The organism is Thermodesulfobacterium hveragerdense DSM 12571, from assembly GCF_000423845.1.
Classification (GTDB): domain Bacteria; phylum Desulfobacterota; class Thermodesulfobacteria; order Thermodesulfobacteriales; family Thermodesulfobacteriaceae; genus Thermodesulfobacterium; species Thermodesulfobacterium hveragerdense.
On the sequence record NZ_AUIT01000011.1, the window covers coordinates 34285 to 54418 of the forward strand.

Sequence of the window (20134 nt, forward strand, 5' to 3'; positions counted from 1 at the left end):
AAATTTTTTTATGTTTATTATATAATAAAAAGGAACTAAAGAAATACTAACTTGTTCCGATATAAAATATAAACTGTAAAAAGCGAGGTGATATTTAATGAAAATCAACGACCTTTTAGGGGTCAACGTTGAGAACCTTAAAAATTTAAAAGAGGCTAAGAAAAGAGAAGAGGTAGTCCCTACTGAGGCCAAGCCAAAGGAAGGCGAAGCAAAGGCTAAAGAAGCTTCTCCCGCAGTAGTAGAGCTTTCTTCTCAAAACCTAATAGAAAAGACCGTTAAAAAGATTTCTCAACTTCCTGAGATAAGAGAAGAAAAGGTTGCTCAAATTAAAGCTCAGATTGAGGCTGGGACTTATAACGTTTCTAACAGAGAGATCGCAAGAGCTATGGTAGGTACCTTACTTAATGAGATTGCTTAATCTTACCTATTAACCCTGTAGTAGAAACTTGATAAGAAAAATCGATACGGATAACTTTTCCTCCATAACTTTTCACAAACTTTGCACCTACAATCTGGTCTTCTTTCCAGTCTGATCCTTTTACTAAAAAATCGGGTTTTAGCTCCTTTATAAGCCTTTCTGGGGTGTCTTCGTCAAAAAGAACTATGTAATCTACGCATTCAAGACCAGAGAGAACCCTGGCTCTAAATTCCTGAGGGTTAACTGGCCTTGCTGGTCCTTTGATTTTTCTTACTGAAAGGTCGCTGTTTAATCCTATGACTAAAAAATCCCCTAAGGACCGTGCCTTTTCAAGATAGTCTACATGACCGGCATGAAGCAGGTCAAAACATCCGTTGGTAAAAACCATCTTTTGACCCTTAGTCCTTCTTTTAGCCACATGTATTTTCAGTTCTTCAAGGGTTTTAAGTTTGTTTTTTTGGAGGAAAAATGGGGTTTTAAGCGGATAGATAAGAGGATTAAACCTTTCTGGTAATGTAAACTCAAAGACCTCTGGTTGTTTGTCAGTAAGCTGAGTTAAAACTTCACCTTCAGGAGAAACCACCAAAGAAAAGCCACATCCGTTGACCCCAACCAAACAAGTTTGATTTTCAACAGCCCTTGCCCAGCTTAGATTCAACCAGTGTTTAATCCTTTCTACAGGCCATAGAGCAAACACCAAAAGAATGTCTGCACCTGCCTTTATAAGGTCTCTGGCAAACTCAGGAGACCTAAGTTCAAAGCAAATCAATATCCCTAAGGAAAAACCTACTAATTCGAAAATCCTCGTGCCTACACCAGGGGTAAAAGGCTCGTCTAATCCTGGGAAAAGAAGGAGCTTTTGGGCTAAAGGTTCTACTTTATGTTTGGTTAACCGATAAACTGCGTTAAAAATTCTATCTTTATCATACCAGGGAGCTCCAAGAAGAACTATCTTATCGTTTGATAAAACCTTTGTTATTTCTAAAAGAAAAGATAAAACTTTTTCTTGGTTTAAACTTTTAAAATCTACATCATATCCAGTAAGGGCTAATTCAGGAAAAACCACTAAGTTTCCTTTAGCTTTGGTTAAAAGCTTTTTAATAGTCTCTACGTTTTGTTTTAAATCAGAGGTTGGTTTTATTTGAACTAAAGAAATGTTTAGCATCTTTTTCCCCTTTACATCAACTGATTCCTTGCTACCACCAACACGTATACCTCTTTTACTCCTTTCATCTTTAAGGCTTTAGCCACTTCGTTTACCGTAGCCCCTGTGGTCATTACATCGTCTATAAGAAGGACCTTCTTATCTTTTACCCAATCTTTGGCTAAAAAGGCTCCTTTTACGTTTTCCCAACGTTCTTTCCCGGTAAGCTCAGTTTGAGGTTTAGTGCATTTAAACCTTGATATGGCTTCTGAAGAGGGTTTTCTTCCAAGGAAACCCCAGGCTAAAAGTGTACTTTGGTTGAACCCTCGTTCTCTTAACCGCTCGTTAGAAAGAGGAACAGGGAGGATCATATCAACATCTCTAATTAAGAAAGAAAAAAATCCCCTTATCAGTTTTCCCAAGGCAAAAGCCAACCTAAAATCTTGAGCAAACTTTATCCGCACCAGCCACTCAGAAACAGGTTCTTTATACTGAAAAAGGGCAAAAACTCTATCAAAATAAAAATCTTTTTCTAAACAATAGGAGCAATATTCTATCCTATCTATACCTTTTTCAAGCAGGGTCTCAGAGACCAAACTTCCACATCTTTGGCAATAAAGCTTTAAAAAGGGAAGTGTTTTTAAACATCGCCTACATACAAATATTTCTTGAGGTTTAAGATGATGGTTGCAAACTTCACAAAACTCTAGAAAGAAAAAATCGAGAACTTTATTTAAAAGCCTCACCCTTAGCCTTTACGATCTCAACCACGATTTGGGTGGCTTTTACCAGATCTTTTACCTTGATGAACTCTTCTGTGGTATGAACCTTTTGCATCCCAGTACCTAAAATTACCGCTTTTTTCCCTCTCTCGTTAAAAATGTTAGCGTCTGACCCTCCCTCCTTTTTTATAAAGGAAAAACTTATTCCTAACCTTTCCCCAGCTTGTTTTATAGGTTGCAAAATAGGGTCATCAGGAGAGATAAAAAAAGCTTGATATAGTTTTTCAAACCTTACAGAAACCTTAGGTAAACCCTCTATTCTTGATTGATAACTTTTTTCTATTTTTACACCAAGGTCTTCTATCTGTTGGATCATACTTTCTAAGGTTTTTGCGTTATGACTTCTTATCTCTCCTTCTGCCTCTGCACTTTCTGGTACGATGTTAACGTATTTACCCCCTGAGATAATACCTATGTTCATCGTACTTTCTTGGTCTATTCTTCCGGGATTTAACTCAGTTATCAGTTTTGATAATACGTGGATAGCATTTACCCCTTTTTCTGGCTCAAGCCCTGCATGGGCAGCTTTTCCTTTAACCTTAATCTTAAACTTGTAAGAAGACGGGGCACCGATGGTTACTACCTCTGGATTTTCACTGTCTAAAACATATCCTTCTTTAGCATCTATCAATTCTAAATCAAGAACCTTAGCCCCTAACAACCCTATCTCTTCGCAGGTGGTAAAAATAAACTCTAAAGGTGGATGAGGGAATCGATTTTCTCTAAGAATTTTAGCTAATTCTACCAGTACAGCTATACCTGATTTATCGTCAGCTCCGAGGATGGTCCTCCCGTCAGTTTTAAAAACCCCGTTTTCAAAAATAATCTTAGGATTTTCACAAGGTCCTACTGTATCAAGGTGAGCACAAAAAAATATAGGAGGAGCTGGGATCATTCCAGGGATTTTAACTATAAGATTTCCTACCTCTGAACCGGTATTTTCTGCAGACTTATCAAAAAAACAACGATACCCAAGGGCCTCAAAGATGTCTGCCAGATAATGAGCAAGTTTTCCCTCTTTTTTCGAAGGACTTTCTATAGAGAGAAGGGTTTGAAATTCTAAAACTAATCTATCTATATCGATCATTAACGTCTTATCCTAAAGTCGTTAAATTCACCTTTATAAGGTTCTTCTATCACCTCTACGTGAGTCACCTTAGCATAAGGGGAGCCTCGATGACACCATGCTACCATCTTATCAACTGCCTCATCTTCGCCTTCAAACACCGCCTCAACCCTTCCGTCAGGAAGGTTTCTCACCCAACCTTTCACCCCAAGTCTTAAAGCTTCTTCTTCTGTATAGGCTCTAAAATAAACTCCTTGTACCTTACCAGAGATATAAACATGTACCCTTTTCATAAGGGCTCCACATAAATCTTTAGTTATTTTTAGAAATATAATAAACCTTCAACAAAAGTCAAGGTTAAAGGGGGCTTTCGCATAATCTAACTTATAGCTGAAGGGTTTCTTTAGCTTTAGCAAGTTTTTCCAACTCCTCTTCTATTTCCTTTATACGCTTTATAGTCTTAGCCATATATTCTTTTTGTATAGCTACAGCCTTAAAGTATAGATCTAAGTTCTTTTCAAACTCTTTCATCTTCTTCCAATAGATAAAGATCGTGGTTACATCATACCCAGTATTAACCAAATGATATAAAGTTTTGGTCAATTTTTTGGTGTAATCTCCTATACCAGGAAGGGCATTTACTGCTTTAACCAATCCTTCTGCTATATCTTCCCAGGTTTTGGGATCCATCGAGGCCCAATCTGTAAAATCTTTAGTATCTAAAAGTTGTTGAAATTTTTCAATTTCTTTCAACCGATCTGGATATTTAGAAAATTCATATTTTATATTTTCAAAAATGTTTTCCTGCATTATATCTAACATAATTTCTTTAAACCTTGCTTCACTGCTTGAAATAGCCCTTTCAGTCTTTTCCCTCCAACTCTCAAACTCTTTAGTATTTTCCATGATAATCTTGGTTAACTGGTCTAAGTTGATTTTTGCAAGCTCAAGTTGATGTCTTAGGTCTGTCAACTCTTCTCTAAGTTTACGCTCATCAGATAAAAGACCTTCTTTTTTGACTTTTTTATCCTTTTCAGTCTTAGGTTTTAAATCCTCAGGTTTAGACTTTAAAGCTGCTAAATCTATGAAAAAAGGTTTTTTGGGGTTTAATTGAACCAATTCCTGTTCTATTCTCTTGTAATCTAACGGGTTCTTCCTATAAATGTTTAAAAGTTCGTTAAGTTTTTGCAAAGACTCTTTTATCTTAACTTCTTTAACCTTAGCCTCAGTTAAAATTTGCTGGTATTTCTCTGGGTCAACGTCTTTATAACTTTCTGCCACCTTTAAATCTTTTTTTAATTTTACATATTCATCAAGATTAACCACTACGACTTCTAAAGTTTTTTGAGTAAAGACCCCTTGAGAGCCTGCTGGTAAAGAACTAAGTTTAGGACTAACTGTGGGAGGTATTTTCACCCCCAAGCTCCCAAGGTCGATATGACCAACCATAGCTTGAGCACTTTTTTCAGCAAGGGCTCTGGCAGCCTCAAGGTCGCCTGCAAGGGCTGAAACTACAGCCTTTTCGGCTAAATCTGAGCTTGCTACCAGCTGATGAAGTGCATCTTTGGTTTCTATATACTTTCCCTGTATCCAGACATTACTTTTTTCAGTATAGTCTACCCCTCCTCCATGGTTTTCAACAAAAAAGGAAAAAGTATCACTTGTTTTTGAAAAATAAAAGGTGGCTACAGTAGTTCCAGTAACCCCATCAAGGCTTTCTAATTCTACTTTTTGATAATGCGGTATGGTTACCTTAAGACCATTGGCATGAATCCATCTGGCTAAAGCTATTATCTTCTGAACCTCCCGCATAGTATGAAGAGAAGGAAATGTCTGAGCAAATTCTTCGTATCTTCCTGTTAACGTTTGTGAAAATTCTTTTAAGATCTCATTATACCAAGAAGGCATCCCTGAAGATAGACTTTCACTACCGATTTTAACCTCAGATTTCCCAAAATAAATCGCTGATTTATCTTGACTAACCTTTAACTCAACTCTCCCAGGAAAAAGCCAGTATCTATCAAAACCACTTTGCATCATCTGAAACTCTCTGCCTTTTCCCTTTTCCTCAGCTTTTTTACTAAGATAAACCACAAAAGGATCAAAATCTTTAAAAGTCGCTGTCTCAAGGTTTAGTGTGGTTAGATATTTTAAAGTATAGTCTGCATAAAAGAAAATTTTAGCCATATATGTGTCAGAGGGAAGGTTATGGTAAGTAGGCTTAACTTCAATAGCCGGCAGTCTAAAACGCTTTTTTAAAAAAGTATCACTTAAAACAAGGTTATTTATTAGAAAATTTATAAGGAAATCTGATTGGATTTTTTCTACCCTTTTATTAGCAAATTCACTTAGTTCTAAGTCTATTTTTCCTGTTTTTGGGGCTCTTCTTAATAGATCATTTATGGTATGTTCGTCTACCCCAATACCTTTAAAAAGGTTTCCGTAAAAAAGAAATAGCAATCTACGAGTGGCTTCCCAATTATCTATCTGACCGGTATTAAACAAAGTCCTTATTTTTTCAAACTCGTCTATAAGTCCCATTGTTTCGTAAACTTGTCTAAACCAGTGTCCTGCATTTTCCATACCATACGCTTCTGCAAACTTTTGAAATCCCCACCATTCAACCACAGCCTGCCCATACTTCCCTTCGAACCCTAACGCCTTAAAGACTTTAATGAAAAAACTTTGTAGATTAAAATACTTCTCAAACTGTTCTTTGTTGTCAAACCTCCATTTTTTTGATTTTGGATCCCACCTAAGATAAGCATCCAATTCCTCTGGAGTTATAGAAAATTTTTTAAGCCTTGTTAAAAATATCTGCTTTTCTGGCAGCTGGTTATCAGCATATAAAATCTCTTTTAAAATACTTGACAACCAGTTAGTCCCATAACTGGGGTCTCTATTAACCCTTGAGATCTCTCTATCAAAAATATTTTTTATCTCTTTTAACGCCCTTTCTGTGTTTAGGGTTGGGTCTAAAGAAAAAGATGGATAGGGATATTTCAAAGCCTCGTCTAATATCTGTAAATAAGGAAGGGCCCCTGTTTTATACCTGTCATCATAATGTCCAACAAACGTAATCTCTCCGGTGTTTTTATCGATAAAAACTGCGTCTAAAACGTTAATCGAAAGGAGCTTGGTAGATAACCTATCTTTTTCAGAAACCTCTACTCTTTTGTTTGCCTTTTCTATCAACCTCTGACCTGAATAACTATCAGAAGAAACCCTTTTAATTTCCTGAGGAGCTCTAACCATAATCCCTAAGTTTGGATTTTCCGGGAATACATGGATAGAAAGATTTAAAACTTTACCGTTTCTTAAAACTGACATCACGATGTTGGGGTTGTTACCACTGAGAGTCCCTGATAAGACAAGAGTTTTTATGTTTTCTACAGAAACCGGCTGGTTGTTAATCGTTAAAATGATATCTCCTGGGTTCAATCCTGCTTTAGCGGCTGGAGATCCAGTTACCACGTTGATTACATAAACCCCTTCAGTTTTTAACAATTCTGACCTTACCTCCCTCTTAGCCATAGACCATGATACAAAAATCAAGTTTATCAAGATTAGGAGAACCAAAACCCTGATCCCTATTTTAAACATCTCTGCACCTCTCTATTTTAATAGAGACCATAACAAACAGAATTGAAATCCCAAAATAAAAAACCTCACAAAAATATAATTAAAAACTTAAAAACTACATAAAATTATTTTTAATACATCTTAAAAATTTTTCAACATTAATTTAATGTTACTGCTAAAAAAAATTTTAGACAAGAGGGCGATGGACCACACTTAGGTTTGTATTTTTTCAAAAATCAGGTATATTTAAGATAACTGCTTGGGGGTGGAATAAGCCTTCCCCAGGCTTAAAAATACAAAAAGGAGGTTGAGTGTTATGCCTTTAGACCCAGAGTTAAAACAAGAGATCATCCAAACTTTTCAGCGTCACCCCAACGACACAGGTTCTCCAGAGGTTCAGATTGCCTTGCTAACCGCAAGGATAAAACAACTGGAAGAACACCTAAAAACCCATCGCAAAGACTTTCATTCAAGAAGAGGTCTTATGAAGCTGATCGGTCAGAGAAGGGCTCTTCTAAACTATCTTAAAAGAACAGATTTTAACAGATATCAGGCTTTGCTTCAGAAAATAGGACTCAAAAAGTAAACTCAAAAATTCAATCCTTTTAAAAATAATAAAAAAGGAGGGTTTTTTGGAACCCTCCCTTTTTTATTTAAAGTCTATTTGGTCTTACAGCCATCCTTTTTCTTCGTAAACGATCCTTCCTGTCCCTGCAGGAATTAACCTTCCGATGATTACGTTTTCTTTTAGTCCCTTTAGATAGTCTACCTTACCGGCGATAGAAGCCTCAGTAAGAACTCTCGTGGTTTCCTGGAAAGAAGCAGCAGACAACCAAGAATCAGTGAGTAAGGCCACTTTTGTGATACCAAGGATTACAGGTTCAGCTACTGCTGGCTTTCCTCCAGTAGCTATGATCTTTTCGTTTTCCTCCTCAAATCTAACTTTATCCACATACTCACCGATCATAAAGTTGGTATCACCTGGGTCTTTTATCTTAACCTTTTTAAGCATCTGTTTTACGATAACCTCAAAGTGTTTGTCGTTTATCTTAACACCCTGAAGCCTGTAAACTTCCTGAATCTCTTCAACCAAGAACCTTGCAACCCCTTTAACTCCTTTAACCTTTAAGATATCATGAGGATTAGGAGAACCCTCTACCAGAGGATCTCCAGCTTTAACCACATCGCCTTCTCTTACCAAGATGTGTTTACCTTTAGAAATATAATACTCTAAAGGTTCTCCTACCTCAGGTTGAATAACAACCTTTTTCTTACCTCTGGCTTCTTTTTCAAACACCACCGTTCCATCGATTTCAGTGATGGTGGCATACTCTTTAGGTTTACGTGCTTCAAATAAATCGGTAACTTTTGGAAGACCTCCGGTGATGTCTTTGGCTTTCAAAGTTTCTCGAGGAATTCTTGCGATGATATCTCCTGCCTTTACCATATCTCCTTCCTGAACGCTAATAATAGCTCCTACCGGTAGTTCATATCTGGCCTTACCTCTCCCATCTGGAAGGTCGATGGTTCTTCCTTTCTCATCTTTGATAGAAATCCTTGGTCTATAATCGGTAAGTTTATAGTCTCTTACTATGATACTTGCTCTACCGGTGGTTACGTCAATCTTTTCATCAACAGTTACTCCGTCTATGATATCTCCAAACTTTACCCTTCCAGAGACTTCAGCGATGATAGGTGTGGTATAAGGATCCCATTCTACCAAAAGGTCTCCAGGTTTTACCTCCTCTCCTTCTTCTACTTTAATCTTGGCACCATAGGTGACTGGATATTTTTCCAAAACCCTACCGTCAGGAGCAACGATAGCCACCTCTCCCTGTCTGTTTAAAGCAACTAAACTACCGTCTTCCCTTCTAACCAGTCTTAAATTTAAAAACTTTATCAAACCTCTTGACTGAGCTCTGTGTTCACTTTGTTCTAAAGCCTTACCTACAGCACCTCCAATGTGGAAGGTTCTCATCGTAAGCTGAGTTCCAGGTTCTCCGATAGACTGCGCAGCAATAATCCCTACGGCTTCTCCTATTTCCACCAACTTTCCAGTAGCAAGGTCTCTTCCATAACACTTTCTACAAACTCCATGCTTTGCCTCACAGGTAAGAACAGACCTTATCATAACCTTCTCTATCCCTGCTTCTTTAAGCTTTTTAACCCCTTCTTCGTCTATTTCTTGATTAGCTTCTATCAATACCTCTCCTGTAATAGGGTCTAAAATATCTTCTAAGGCAACCCTTCCCAAAACCCTATCCCAAACAGGTTCGATAATCTCACCTGCCTCGATAAGATGACCTACTTCTATACCATCTATGGTTCCACAATCTTCTTCAGTTACCACACAGTCTTGAGCAACGTCTACCAATTTTCTTGTTAAATATCCGGCATTAGCGGTTTTTAACGCTGTGTCTGCAAGTCCTTTACGGGCTCCATGGGTAGACACAAAGTATTCCAACACCGAAAGCCCTTCTCTGAAGTTGCTTTTAATCGGGGTTTCAATGATTTCTCCCGAGGGCTTAGCCATCAAACCTCTCATACCAGCAAGCTGTCTTATCTGATCTTTAGAACCACGAGCTCCAGAAAAAGCCATTATGTAGACTGGGTTAAAGCTGGGTCCTATCACTTTCTCTCCGTCAGGCCCGATGTATTCTCTGATTTCCATCTCCTTAATCATCTCTTCAGTAACACGTTCAGTAGCATTAGACCATATATCTATTGCCTTGTTATAACGTTCGCTCTCAGTGATCAAACCTTCTCTATACTGCTCCCAGATCTCCGCAATCTTTCTATCTGCCTCAGCTAAAATTTCTGTTTTTTTCTTAGGAATGGTGAGGTAATCTACTGAAATAGAAAGGGAGGCTTCAGTAGCTTTTGTAAAACCCAAATCTTTTAATCTATCTGCAAATATAACCGTCTTTTTAAGTCCTGCTCTACGATAAGAAATATCTATCAATTTTTGAAGCTCTTTTTTGGTTAAAGGTTTATTGTATTCTTCAAACGGAATTTCTTCAGGAACGATGGTCGAAAACAGCACTCTCCCCACCGTTGTATCTACAAGTTTGCCATCAATTCTTACCTTTACCTTAGCCTGTAGATGGACAGCTCCTGTCTGATAAGCAAGGATCACCTCATCTTTATCTCTAAAAACTTTACCTTCTCCCTTAGCAAAAGGACGTTCTAACGTCATGTAGTAAATACCTAAAACCATGTCTTGGGTAGGATAAACTACAGGAATACCGTTTGCAGGAAGGAGGATGTTGTTGGTTGAAAGAATAAGAACTCTATTTTCTATCTGCGCCTCTACTGAAAGGGGAACGTGGACAGCCATCTGGTCTCCGTCAAAGTCAGCGTTATAAGCTACACAGACCAGTGGATGTAGCTGGATAGCCTTGGTATCTATCAACACCGGTTCAAAAGCCTGAATACCTAACCTGTGCAAGGTAGGGGCACGGTTTAACATAACCGGATATTCTTTTACGATCTCATCAAGGGCATCCCAAACCGCAGGGTGTTCCTCTTCTACCAACCTTTTAGCGGTTTTGATGTTGGTAGCATATCCATGCTTTTCTAACCAACCATAAATATAGGGTTTAAAAAGTTCCAAGGCCATTTTCTTAGGCAAACCACACTGATACATCCTTAACTCAGGGCCTGCTGTAATAACAGACCTACCTGAAAAATCCACTCTTTTACCCAAAAGATTCTGTCTAAACCTACCTTGTTTACCCTTAAGGATATCAGAAAGACTTTTTAAAGGCCTTCTGTTAGGCCCCATCACAGGACGCCCTCTTCTACCGTTATCAAAAAGGGCATCAACAGCCTCTTGTAACATCCTTTTTTCGTTTTTTAAAATAATTTCAGGGGCATCAAGGTCTATCAACTTTTTAAGTCTCACGTTACGGTTGATAACCCTTCTATAAAGGTCGTTTAAGTCTGAGGTAGCAAACCTACCCCCCTCTAAAGGAACTAAAGGTCTCAATTCAGGAGGAATAACAGGTATAACCTTTAAAATCATCCATTCAGGTTTATTACCTGACTGTTTAAATGCCCTGGCTATCTGAAGCCTTTTGCCAAGTTTCTTTTTACGAGCCTCGCTGTGGGTGGTTTGAAGTTCTATCTGGATGTCCTGAATAAGTTTGTCAAGGTCTATATTTCTTAAAAGTTCATAAATAGCCGAAGCCCCTGTATCAGCTATTATCTGGTCTCCATACATCTCTCTTAAGGTGTAGTATTTATCTTCGGTAAGAATGGTGCCCACAGGAAATTCTTCAACCTGGCTTTCTATAACTACATATCTTTCTAAATAAAGAATAGACTCTACTTCTTTAAGGGTCATGTTGAGTAAAATACCTATTTTCGAGGGAATACTCCTTAGATACCAAATATGAGCTACCGGTGCAGCCAACTCAATATGTCCCATCCTCTCTCTTCTAACCTTGCTCTGGATAACCTCAACCCCGCACTTCTCACAGATAACTCCTCTATGTTTCATCCCACGATATTTACCACAGATACATTCATAATCCCTAACAGGACCAAAAATTTTAGCACAAAATAGACCATCCTTTTCAGGCCTCAAAGTCCTATAGTTAATCGTCTCCGGTTTTTTAACCTCTCCGTAACTCCATTCTCTTATCTTTTCAGGAGAGGCTAACCCTATCTTTAATGCCTTTATTTTCATCACATCCTTAGGTTTTTCTAAAATAGAAAGGAGTTCTTTCATTATATAAACACCCCCTTTGTTTTTTTATTCTTCTATAGGTTCTATATCAAGACAGAGACCTTCCAACTCCTTTGTTAAAACCTTAAAACTTTCAGGCATACCTCCTTCTAAAAAGTTCTTACCCTTAACCAGTTTTTCATACATCTTGGTACGTCCTTCTACATCGTCACTTTTAACCGTAAGGAACTCATGGAGGGTATAAGCAGCTCCATAAGCCTCTATCGCCCACACTTCCATCTCTCCTAATCTCTGTCCACCGAATTGAGACTTTCCACCAAGAGGTTGCTGAGTTATCAATGAGTAAGGCCCAGTAGAACGAGCATGGATCTTATCGTCAACCAAGTGATGAAGTTTTAACATGTGCATATAACCTACGGTTACCGGTTCGTAGAAAGGTTCTCCTGTCATACCATTATAAAGAACAGTAGTTCCACTTTCACTTAACCCAGCTAAAGATAGCCACTTTTTGATCTCTGCCTCCTTAGCTCCTGAAAAAACAGGGGTAGCAATAGGAATTCCATCAGCAAAACCCTTAGCAAGTTCTAATATTTCCTCATCGGTCTTACCTTCTACCAACTTCTCATATTCGTCTTCATAAAAAATCTCTTTTAAAAGTGCCTTCACACTCTCTACCTGGTATTCATTTGACAACTTACTTAACTTTTTACCTAACTCCTTACAAGCCCACCCCAGATGGGTTTCAAGAAGCTGACCTATGTTCATACGAGAAGGAACACCTAAAGGTGAAAGGATCATATCTACCGGTGTTCCGTCAGGTAAATAAGGCATGTCCTCGATAGGAACGATTTTAGAGACCACACCTTTGTTTCCATGCCTTCCTGCCATCTTATCTCCTGGTTGAAGCTTTCTCTTCATGGCTACGTAAACCTTCACCACCTTCAAAACACCAGGGGGTAGTTCGTCTCCTTTCTTTATCCTGTTGATATGGGCTTCATATTCTTCCATAATCTCTTTTCTCTTCTTTTCATAGGCCTTTATGATCTCCGAAACTACCTCTTTTTTAGAAGAAGAAACTACCTCTTTCAACTTAGATAGTAGAGAAGTGGGCAAAGTCTTAAGTTTCTCTAAGGTTAAAGCCTCTCCTTTGTTGATAAAAACCTGCCCCTCTCTTTCCAGATCAGTAGTAGCTACCTCTCCATTTAAAACATAGGCCAATCTGTTTACCGTATGTCTAAAAAGAACCTCTAAAACAGCTGCTTGGTTTCTCAAAAGCTTAGCTATGGTTTCATCTTCCTTTTGTTTAGCCCTTGCATCTTTTTCTATACCTTTTCGGGTAAGAATCTTGGTATCTATCACAATACCTTCTATACCTGCAGGAACTTTTAAAGAGGTATCTTTTACATCTTTTGCCTTTTCTCCAAAAATGGCTCTTAAAAGTTTTTCCTCAGGGGTAAGAGTAGTCTCTCCTTTAGGGGTTACCTTCCCTACCAAAATATCTCCAGGTTTTACATAACTACCTATTTTTATTATACCACTTTCATCAAGATTGATTAAAAGTTCTTCGCTTACGTTAGGAAGATCCCTTGTAATTTCTTCCCTTCCAAGCTTGGTCTCCCTGGCAACACATTCAAACTCCTCTATATGGATAGAGGTAAAAACGTCATCCTTTACCAACCTCTCAGAGATGATGATAGAGTCCTCAAAGTTATAACCTCTCCAAGGCATAAACGCTACCAAAACATCTTTACCCAGCGCCAACTCTCCTTGGCTAATCGAAGGACCGTCTGCTAAAATCTCTCCTTTTTTGACCCTCTGCCCTGGTTTCACTATAGGTCTTTGTAAAAAGCAAGTATTCTGGTTAGATTTTTTCCATTTTATCAACTCATAAATCTTTACCTCAGGAAGCTCTCCCTCTTTAGCGTCATACCTTACTACTATCCGTGTGCTATCTACATCTTCAACCACGCCATCAGCTTCTGCCACTACCACCATACCTGAGTTTAAAGCCACCACCCTTTCCATACCAGAACCAACCAAAGGAGCTTTGGTTTTTATCAAAGGCACAGCCTGCCGTTGCATGTTAGATCCCATAAGTGCACGGTTAGCGTCATCATGTTCAAGAAAGGGTATCAAAGAGCTGGAAACACTGACCACTTGAGCAGGCACAAGGTCTATCAAATCAACCTCGTCCTTATGGGCTATAACAAACTCTCCGTTTTTTCTGGCAGGAACATATTCATCCAAAATATTCCCTTGTTTATCCAGTCTAATGGTAGACTGAGCTATAACCATATCTTTTTCTTCGGCAGCATTCAGATAAATTATCTGGTCTGTAACCCTACCTTCTTTAACCATCCTATATGGGGTCTCTAAAAATCCATAAGGATTGGTCTGGGCAAAGGTGGTAGGAGAAACAATCAAACCAATGTTTGGACCTTCAGGGGTTTCGATAGGACAGATCCTCCCATAATGGCTGGGATGAACGTCTCTAACCTCAAAACCTGCCCTTTCTCTGGTCAAACCACCTGGCCCTAAAGCAGAAAATCTTCTTTTATAGGTAAGCATGGAAAGAACATTTGTTTGGTCCATAAACTGAGAAAGCTGTCCCTGGGCAAAAAATTCTTTTACCGCAGCCACAACAGGCTTGCTGTTTATAAGCTCTACAGGGGTTATCTCCTCAAGTTCCTGAAGCTGAAGTTTTTCTTTTATCGACCTCTCCATTCTCATAAGACCGATAAGGAACTGATTTTCTACCAACTCTCCTACTGCTCTAACCCTTCTGTTGGAAAGACTGTCTATATCGTCTCCTTCCTCCTCTCTTTCTCTAAGCCTTATCAATTCCTTTAAAATGGCTATGACATCCTGCTTGGTAAGCACCCTTTGAGTAATCGGAATATCCAAGTTTAAACGTAGGTTGATTTTATAACGTCCTATTTCAGAAAGGTCATAAGTCTCTGGGTCAAAAAAGAGAGACCTGAAGTAAGCCTCTGCCACTTCATAACTTACAGGGCTTGAAGGACGCATTTTTCTATAGATTTCAATAAGCGCCTCTTCTGAATTTCTTACTTTATCGCTTTTTAAAGCTTCTCTTACAGAAGAAGTATAGTAATGAAGGTCTACAAAAAGGACCTTTATCTCTTTTATACCTTTTTCTCTCAGCAAATCTAATTTTTCTTTGGTTATTTCCTGGTTGGCTTCTAAAAGGACCTCCCCTGTTCCCTCTGGGTCTACTATATCTTTAGCACAAATCTTCCCTATCAAAGCCTCGTCAGAAAGTTTAATAGAACCAATCCCTAACCTTTTTAACTTTCTTATCAGACCTGCTGTGATAACCTTACCCTTTTTAACGATAACCTCTCCGGTCTCAGGATTAACGATATCAGAAACCGCCTTTTGTCCTGCTAAAAGTTCATAGTCTAAGAGCTTTTCAACCCCTTCTTCCAAGATTAAATAGGTTTCAGAAGGATAAAAAAGAGAAAGAATTTCTTCTTCGTTCATCCCCATAGCCTTAAGGAAAATAGTAGCTAAAATATTCTTTCTCTTATCTATCCTTACGAAAAACCTACCTTTATAATCGTAAATAAAATCCAACCAAGATCCTTTAACCGGAATAACCCTGGCAATATAGGTTAACCTACCTGCTTTAGCATGGGTTTTCTCTTTTTCAAAGATAACACCAGGAGAACGTTGAAGCTGATTGACAATAGCCCGTTCTGTCCCATTTATGATAAACCTTCCGTCTTCAGTCATCAAAGGAATGGTGCCAAAATATACCTCTTGCTCTTTAACATCTTTAATACTCTTTATACCAGTTTCTGGGTCTAAGTCATAGGTTACTAACCTTACCTTTAATTTCATCGGGGCTTCATAGGTTAAACCTTTATCTTTAGCCTCTTCTGGGGCATACTCTGGTTCTAAAATCTTATAATCTATATATTCTAAAACCGCTGTCTCAGAGTAGTCTCTTATCGGAAATACAGACTTTAAACACCTATGGATACCTATGTCTATTCTGTTTTCTGGAGGGGTTTTGGCCTGTAAAAACTTATCATAGGATTCCTTAGGTATTTTTAAAAGATTGGGTGCTTCTTGGATCTGTTTTACTTTAGAAAAACTTTTACGAACAGATAAGTTTCTTTGGTTGTTTAGCATTTTTATGATCCCCTCCCTGGATTTTTATAAATGACGAAAAGGGTTTCCCCAGGGACAGGGGAAACCCTTTGAAAAAGTAGATTTTGGAAAATAAAATTTTAAACTATACAAGGCTTACTTGATTTCTACTTTGGCACCTACTTCTTCTAATTTTTTCTTAATCTCTTCTGCTTCATTCTTGCTAACACCAGTTTTTACTGGCTTGGGTACACCTTCAACCAAATCCTTAGCTTCTTTTAACCCTAAGCCTGTAATTTCTCTTACCACCTTAATCACGTTGATCTTGTTACCTCCTACATCAGTCAAAACCACATCAAACTCTGTCTTTTCCTCAGCCTGAGCAGCTTCAGCAGGAGCACCAGCCACAGCACCCACAGCTGCCACAGCAGCTACAGGAGCAGCCGCAGTTACACCAAACTTCTCCTCTAACTCTTTGATAAACTGAGAAAGTTCTAACACACTCATGTTAGCGATAAACTCGATGACTTCCTCTTTGGTTACTGGCATTTCCTAATCCCTCCTTTTGCTTTTTTTCTGTTTTTTAAATTTTACTCACCCTTTGACTTTTTTTCTTCAATAGCCTTAAGCACATAAAGGAATTTCCTGATAATAGCCGCCAATACCCCAACAAAATTGGATACCGGAGCCTGAATGGTACCAAGTACCTGAGCCAACAAAACCTCTCTTCGAGGAAGCTTAACCAGATCCTCAATAAATTCAGGCTTATAGCCTTTACCCTGAATAACAAAACCCTTTATCTGTAAAGCCGGATGTTTTTTAACAAAATCATTTAAAACCTTAGCAATCTCTACAGGGTCTTGATATGCAAAAACCAAAGCTGTAGGCCCTTCGATGTAATCGCTTACAGGTTTAAAATCTGTGTTTTCAGAAGCAATCCTGATAAGGGTATTTTTAATAACCCTAAACTCTCCTCCTCTTTCCCTAACAATCCTTCTTATTTCATTGCTCTCAGCTACCGTAAAACTTCTAAAAGAAGTAACAAAAACCCCTTGTGACTTAACAAACTTCTCATTTACATCTTTGATGATTTCTGCCTTACGAGCTCGGGTAAGCAAGTCTATACCTCCTTATAAAATTTAACCACATGAAAGGGTACCCTTTCGCCTATAGTAGGCTGAGGAAGCTTCCTCATTTAAGCCAAAATGGCACCTACTAATCTCTGGCCCCAAGAGACACCCTGCTTTTGAAGGACCTCAAGGGGCTCAAACCTCTAATTTAATCTCCAGAATATCTCTGGATTAAAATCCTCACCTCGTTAGGGTCAACCTTAATTCCCGGACCCATTGTAGTAGATATAGCAACACTTCTTATATATTGTCCCTTGGCTGCAGAGGGCTTAGCCTTTAATAAAGCTTCAAAAAACGCAGCCATGTTTTCTAAAATCTTCTTTTCACCAAAAGAAACCTTACCTACAGGAACATGCACCACCGCACCTCTATCAACTCTAAAATCAACCTTACCTGCCTTAATATCCTTCACTGCCTTGGCCACATCAAAAGTTACTGTGCCAGTCTTAGAACTTGGCATAAGACCTCTTGGCCCTAAAATCTTCCCTAACTTACTAACAGCAGGCATCATATCTGGAGTGGCTATTACCTTATCAAACTCAAGCCAATTTTCTTTCTGAATCTTTTCAATAAGGTCCTCGTCCCCTACATAATCCGCACCAGCCTCTAAGGCTTCTTTAGCTTTATCTCCTTTAGCAAAAACCAACACCCGAGCTGTCCTTCCTGTTCCATGAGGTAAAACCACAGACCCCCTAACCATTTGGTCTGCATGTCTTGGATCAACCCCCAATTTTACTGCCACCTCTACCGTTTCGTCAAACTTAGCATGAGCTGTCTCTAAAGCAAGTTTAACCGCCTCTTCAAAAGAATATTTTTTCGTTCTATCAACTTTAGCCAAAGCCTCTCTATACTTCTTACCGTGCTTAGCCATACCACCTCTCCTTAATCTACAATTTGAACGCCCATACTTCTGGCTGTACCCTCTATAGTCCTAATAGCAGCCTCTAAAGATGCCGCCGTAAGGTCCTGCATCTTCATTTTGGCTATTTCTTCCAACTGTTTTCGGGTTATCTTGCCCACCACCTCTTTACCAGGAGCATGTGCTCCTGTCTCAATACCAATCGCCTTTTTAATAAGCACCGCAGCAGGTGGAGTCTTCAACTCAAAAGTAAAAGAACGGTCTGCATAAACGGTAATTACCACAGGAATGATATAACCTTCCTGGCCACGGGTCTTCTCGTTAAACGCCTTAACAAACTCCATAATGTTAACACCATGTTGACCCAAAGCCGGACCAACAGGAGGTGCCGGAGTAGCTTGCCCTGCAGGCAGCTGCAACTTTATTTGTGCTATTACCTTTTTAGCCATACCTCCCTATCCCCCTTAAATCTTCTGTAAATAAGCAAACTCTATTTCTACAGGAGTCTCTCTCCCAAATATACTTACCAACACCTTAACCTTACCTTTATCAGGCTTAACCTCATCTACCACCCCTATAAAGTTAGCAAAAGGTCCCTCTGTAATCCTAACCCTGTCACCTTGAGCAAATTGATAACGAGGTTTAGGCTTTATTTCTTCTACTACCAACTGAGAAATAAGTTTATCAACCTCCTCAGTTCTAAAAACATAAAGCCTGTCTCCACCAATCACGTCAAGGACACCTTCAAGACTTTTTATCTCTTCCTTCAACTCCTCATCAATCTCACCTAACATCAAAAAATATCCAGAATAAAAAAACTTAACAAATTGCTTTTCTGGAGAAAAATTAACCTCTATCTCCTTTGGGGGAGGCACAAAAAAGCGTTCTACCTTTTCAGATATCCCCTTACGGGACAAAAGTTCTTCTACCATAGCCTTAACTTTTTCTTCCCAACCAGACCAAACCTGGACTGAATACCAAACTTTAGCCACCTTATCTCACCAAAATAGAAATTATAAAATTATATATTATATCCAAAATCCCTAAATATGCACCTATAAATAGGCTAAAAACAACCACCATCAACGTTCCCATTAAAACTTGCTTCTTAGGAGCCCATGTAATCTTTTTAGCTTCTATTTTAACCTCTTTTAAAAATCTTACCACCCTATCTTTAAAGTTTTCTTTATTTAAATCTTGATCTTTTAAAGCCATACAATCCCTACCTTTAGAAATAAAAAAATGGCAGGCCAGGAGGGACTTGAACCCCCAGCCTTCGGATTTGGAGTCCGACGCTCTGCCAAGTTGAGCTACTGGCCTACCATTTATTTTTTAACTTCTTTATGTACGGTATGCTTTTTATCCCAAGGGCAATACTTCTTAAGTTCTAACCTATCAGGTGTATTTCTCCTGTTTTTGGTAGTGGTATAATTATTTCTCTTACATTCTGTGCACTGCAAATGAATGATAACCCTTGCCTCTCCCTTTTTAGCCATCCCTAAAAACCCCTATATTATTCTATAATTTTAGTTACTACGCCAGCACCAACTGTCCTTCCACCCTCTCTAATCGCAAACCTCAAACCCTCTTCCAAAGCAACAGGCTTGATCAACTCAACCTCTAACTCCACATTGTCACCTGGCATCACCATCTCAACCCCGTCTGGTAACTTCACCACACCTGTCACGTCTGTTGTCCTAAAATAAAACTGAGGCCTGTACCCGTTAAAAAACGGTGTATGCCTCCCTCCCTCCTCCTTCTTCAACACATATACCTCTGCCTTAAACTTCGTATGCGGCTTAATACTACCAGGCTTTGCCAACACCTGACCCCTCTCTACCTCATCCTTTCCTATACCCCTCAACAACACCCCTACGTTATCACCAGGTAACGCCTCATCCAATATCTTCCTAAACATCTCCAAACTCGTAGCCACCGTCTTCACCGTAGGCCTAAGCCCTACTATCTCAACCTCCTCCCCAGGCTTAAGCACTCCCCTCTCTACCTTACCCGTTACCACCGTCCCCCTTCCAGATATGCTAAATACGTCCTCAACAGGCATCAAAAACGGCTTGTCTACATCCCTCACAGGCTCAGGTATATAATCATCCATCGCTCTCACCAACTCCCATATCCTCCCACACCACTCACATTCCTCCTTACCACATCCACACTCAAGTGCCTTCAACGCACTACCCCTAACCACCGGCACATCATCCCCTGGAAATCCATACTTGCTAAGCAACTCCCTAACCTCTAACTCCACCAAATCCAATAACTCTGCATCATCTACCATGTCCACCTTGTTCATAAACACCACTATCGCAGGTACGTTAACCTGCCTCGCAAG

Annotated in this window: 17 protein-coding genes and 1 tRNA gene; 2 read left to right on the top strand and 16 right to left on the bottom strand. The window is 39.1% G+C overall.

What is annotated here, in order from left to right; translation table 11 throughout:
- The first annotated feature begins 97 nt into the window (after positions 1-97).
- Positions 98-418: a flagellar biosynthesis anti-sigma factor FlgM gene (flgM, locus tag G580_RS0105015; RefSeq protein ID WP_028841283.1), complete on the top strand. Its 321-nt coding sequence runs from the start codon at positions 98-100 to the stop codon at positions 416-418.
- On the opposite strand, the gene rfaE2 is transcribed toward flgM, so the two are convergent.
- The 5 genes from rfaE2 to G580_RS0105040 form a co-directional block, all read right to left on the bottom strand.
- Positions 402-1583 carry a D-glycero-beta-D-manno-heptose 1-phosphate adenylyltransferase gene (gene rfaE2, locus G580_RS11285; protein WP_083960808.1) on the bottom strand — a complete coding sequence of 394 codons (1182 nt, stop codon included), beginning with the start codon at positions 1581-1583 and terminating at the stop codon, positions 402-404. The two genes, flgM and rfaE2, sit on opposite strands and share 17 nt — an antisense overlap.
- An 11-nt stretch (positions 1584-1594) precedes the next feature.
- Entirely contained in the window at positions 1595-2308 is a 714-nt protein-coding gene (locus G580_RS0105025; protein WP_028841285.1) for a ComF family protein, read from the bottom strand.
- On the bottom strand, positions 2292-3431 hold the full coding sequence (locus G580_RS0105030) for a M20/M25/M40 family metallo-hydrolase (protein WP_028841286.1): 1140 nt from the start codon (positions 3429-3431) through the stop codon (positions 2292-2294). The genes G580_RS0105025 and G580_RS0105030 overlap by 17 nt, the downstream gene beginning before the upstream one ends.
- Positions 3431-3703: an acylphosphatase gene (locus G580_RS0105035; RefSeq protein WP_028841287.1), complete on the bottom strand. Its 273-nt coding sequence runs from the start codon at positions 3701-3703 to the stop codon at positions 3431-3433. The genes G580_RS0105030 and G580_RS0105035 overlap by 1 nt, the downstream gene beginning before the upstream one ends.
- A 91-nt stretch (positions 3704-3794) precedes the next feature.
- Complete coding sequence (locus G580_RS0105040) at positions 3795-7013, bottom strand: PDZ domain-containing protein (RefSeq protein ID WP_028841288.1); 3219 nt, start codon at positions 7011-7013, stop codon at positions 3795-3797.
- 295 nt (positions 7014-7308) lie between these two features.
- Between G580_RS0105040 and rpsO the strand changes: the two genes are divergently transcribed.
- Positions 7309-7578, top strand: a complete 270-nt coding sequence (rpsO, locus tag G580_RS0105045; RefSeq protein WP_022855282.1) for a 30S ribosomal protein S15 — start codon at positions 7309-7311, stop codon at positions 7576-7578.
- An 84-nt stretch (positions 7579-7662) separates the two neighbouring features.
- Here the strand turns inward: rpsO and rpoC are convergent, their stop codons facing one another.
- The 11 genes from rpoC to G580_RS0105100 all read right to left on the bottom strand — a co-directional run.
- Positions 7663-11724: a DNA-directed RNA polymerase subunit beta' gene (rpoC, locus tag G580_RS0105050; RefSeq protein WP_028841289.1), complete on the bottom strand. Its 4062-nt coding sequence runs from the start codon at positions 11722-11724 to the stop codon at positions 7663-7665.
- Between the two features lie 24 nt (positions 11725-11748).
- Positions 11749-15837, bottom strand: a complete 4089-nt coding sequence (gene rpoB / locus G580_RS0105055) for a DNA-directed RNA polymerase subunit beta (protein WP_038041612.1) — start codon at positions 15835-15837, stop codon at positions 11749-11751.
- A 114-nt stretch (positions 15838-15951) separates the two neighbouring features.
- Entirely contained in the window at positions 15952-16344 is a 393-nt protein-coding gene (gene rplL, locus G580_RS0105060; protein ID WP_022855279.1) for a 50S ribosomal protein L7/L12, read from the bottom strand.
- Positions 16345-16385: 41 nt separating this feature from the next.
- Positions 16386-16913 (bottom strand): 50S ribosomal protein L10, encoded by a 528-nt coding sequence (gene rplJ, locus G580_RS0105065; protein WP_028841291.1) that lies wholly within the window; start codon positions 16911-16913, stop codon positions 16386-16388.
- Between the two features lie 160 nt (positions 16914-17073).
- Complete coding sequence (rplA, locus tag G580_RS0105070) at positions 17074-17796, bottom strand: 50S ribosomal protein L1 (protein WP_028841292.1); 723 nt, start codon at positions 17794-17796, stop codon at positions 17074-17076.
- Between the two features lie 11 nt (positions 17797-17807).
- Complete coding sequence (gene rplK, locus G580_RS0105075; RefSeq protein ID WP_028841293.1) at positions 17808-18233, bottom strand: 50S ribosomal protein L11; 426 nt, start codon at positions 18231-18233, stop codon at positions 17808-17810.
- Between the two features lie 15 nt (positions 18234-18248).
- Positions 18249-18776 carry a transcription termination/antitermination protein NusG gene (nusG, locus tag G580_RS0105080; protein WP_028841294.1) on the bottom strand — a complete coding sequence of 176 codons (528 nt, stop codon included), beginning with the start codon at positions 18774-18776 and terminating at the stop codon, positions 18249-18251.
- A gap of 1 nt (position 18777) precedes the next feature.
- A complete protein-coding gene (gene secE, locus G580_RS11290) occupies positions 18778-18999 on the bottom strand; it encodes a preprotein translocase subunit SecE (protein WP_083960809.1) in 222 nt (73 codons plus the stop codon).
- A gap of 28 nt (positions 19000-19027) precedes the next feature.
- Positions 19028-19104, bottom strand: a tRNA-Trp gene (locus G580_RS0105090).
- Positions 19105-19109: 5 nt separating this feature from the next.
- Positions 19110-19280, bottom strand: a complete 171-nt coding sequence (gene rpmG, locus G580_RS0105095) for a 50S ribosomal protein L33 (RefSeq protein WP_022855273.1) — start codon at positions 19278-19280, stop codon at positions 19110-19112.
- Between the two features lie 17 nt (positions 19281-19297).
- On the bottom strand, positions 19298-20134 hold an 837-nt coding region (locus tag G580_RS0105100; RefSeq protein WP_028841295.1), incomplete at its 5' end, for an elongation factor Tu.

Coding starts and splice junctions, on each gene's coding strand:
- flgM (WP_028841283.1), top strand. CDS start 98: ATGAAAATCAACGACCTTTTAGGGGTCAACGTTGAGAACCTTAAAAAT.
- rfaE2 (WP_083960808.1), bottom strand. CDS start 1,583: ATGCTAAACATTTCTTTAGTTCAAATAAAACCAACCTCTGATTTAAAA.
- G580_RS0105030 (WP_028841286.1), bottom strand. CDS start 3,431: ATGATCGATATAGATAGATTAGTTTTAGAATTTCAAACCCTTCTCTCT.
- G580_RS0105035 (WP_028841287.1), bottom strand. CDS start 3,703: ATGAAAAGGGTACATGTTTATATCTCTGGTAAGGTACAAGGAGTTTAT.
- G580_RS0105040 (WP_028841288.1), bottom strand. CDS start 7,013: ATGTTTAAAATAGGGATCAGGGTTTTGGTTCTCCTAATCTTGATAAAC.
- rpsO (WP_022855282.1), top strand. CDS start 7,309: ATGCCTTTAGACCCAGAGTTAAAACAAGAGATCATCCAAACTTTTCAG.
- rpoC (WP_028841289.1), bottom strand. CDS start 11,724: ATGAAAGAACTCCTTTCTATTTTAGAAAAACCTAAGGATGTGATGAAA.
- rpoB (WP_038041612.1), bottom strand. CDS start 15,837: ATGCTAAACAACCAAAGAAACTTATCTGTTCGTAAAAGTTTTTCTAAA.
- rplL (WP_022855279.1), bottom strand. CDS start 16,344: ATGCCAGTAACCAAAGAGGAAGTCATCGAGTTTATCGCTAACATGAGT.
- rplA (WP_028841292.1), bottom strand. CDS start 17,796: ATGGCTAAGCACGGTAAGAAGTATAGAGAGGCTTTGGCTAAAGTTGAT.
- rplK (WP_028841293.1), bottom strand. CDS start 18,233: ATGGCTAAAAAGGTAATAGCACAAATAAAGTTGCAGCTGCCTGCAGGG.
- secE (WP_083960809.1), bottom strand. CDS start 18,999: ATGGCTTTAAAAGATCAAGATTTAAATAAAGAAAACTTTAAAGATAGG.
- rpmG (WP_022855273.1), bottom strand. CDS start 19,280: ATGGCTAAAAAGGGAGAGGCAAGGGTTATCATTCATTTGCAGTGCACA.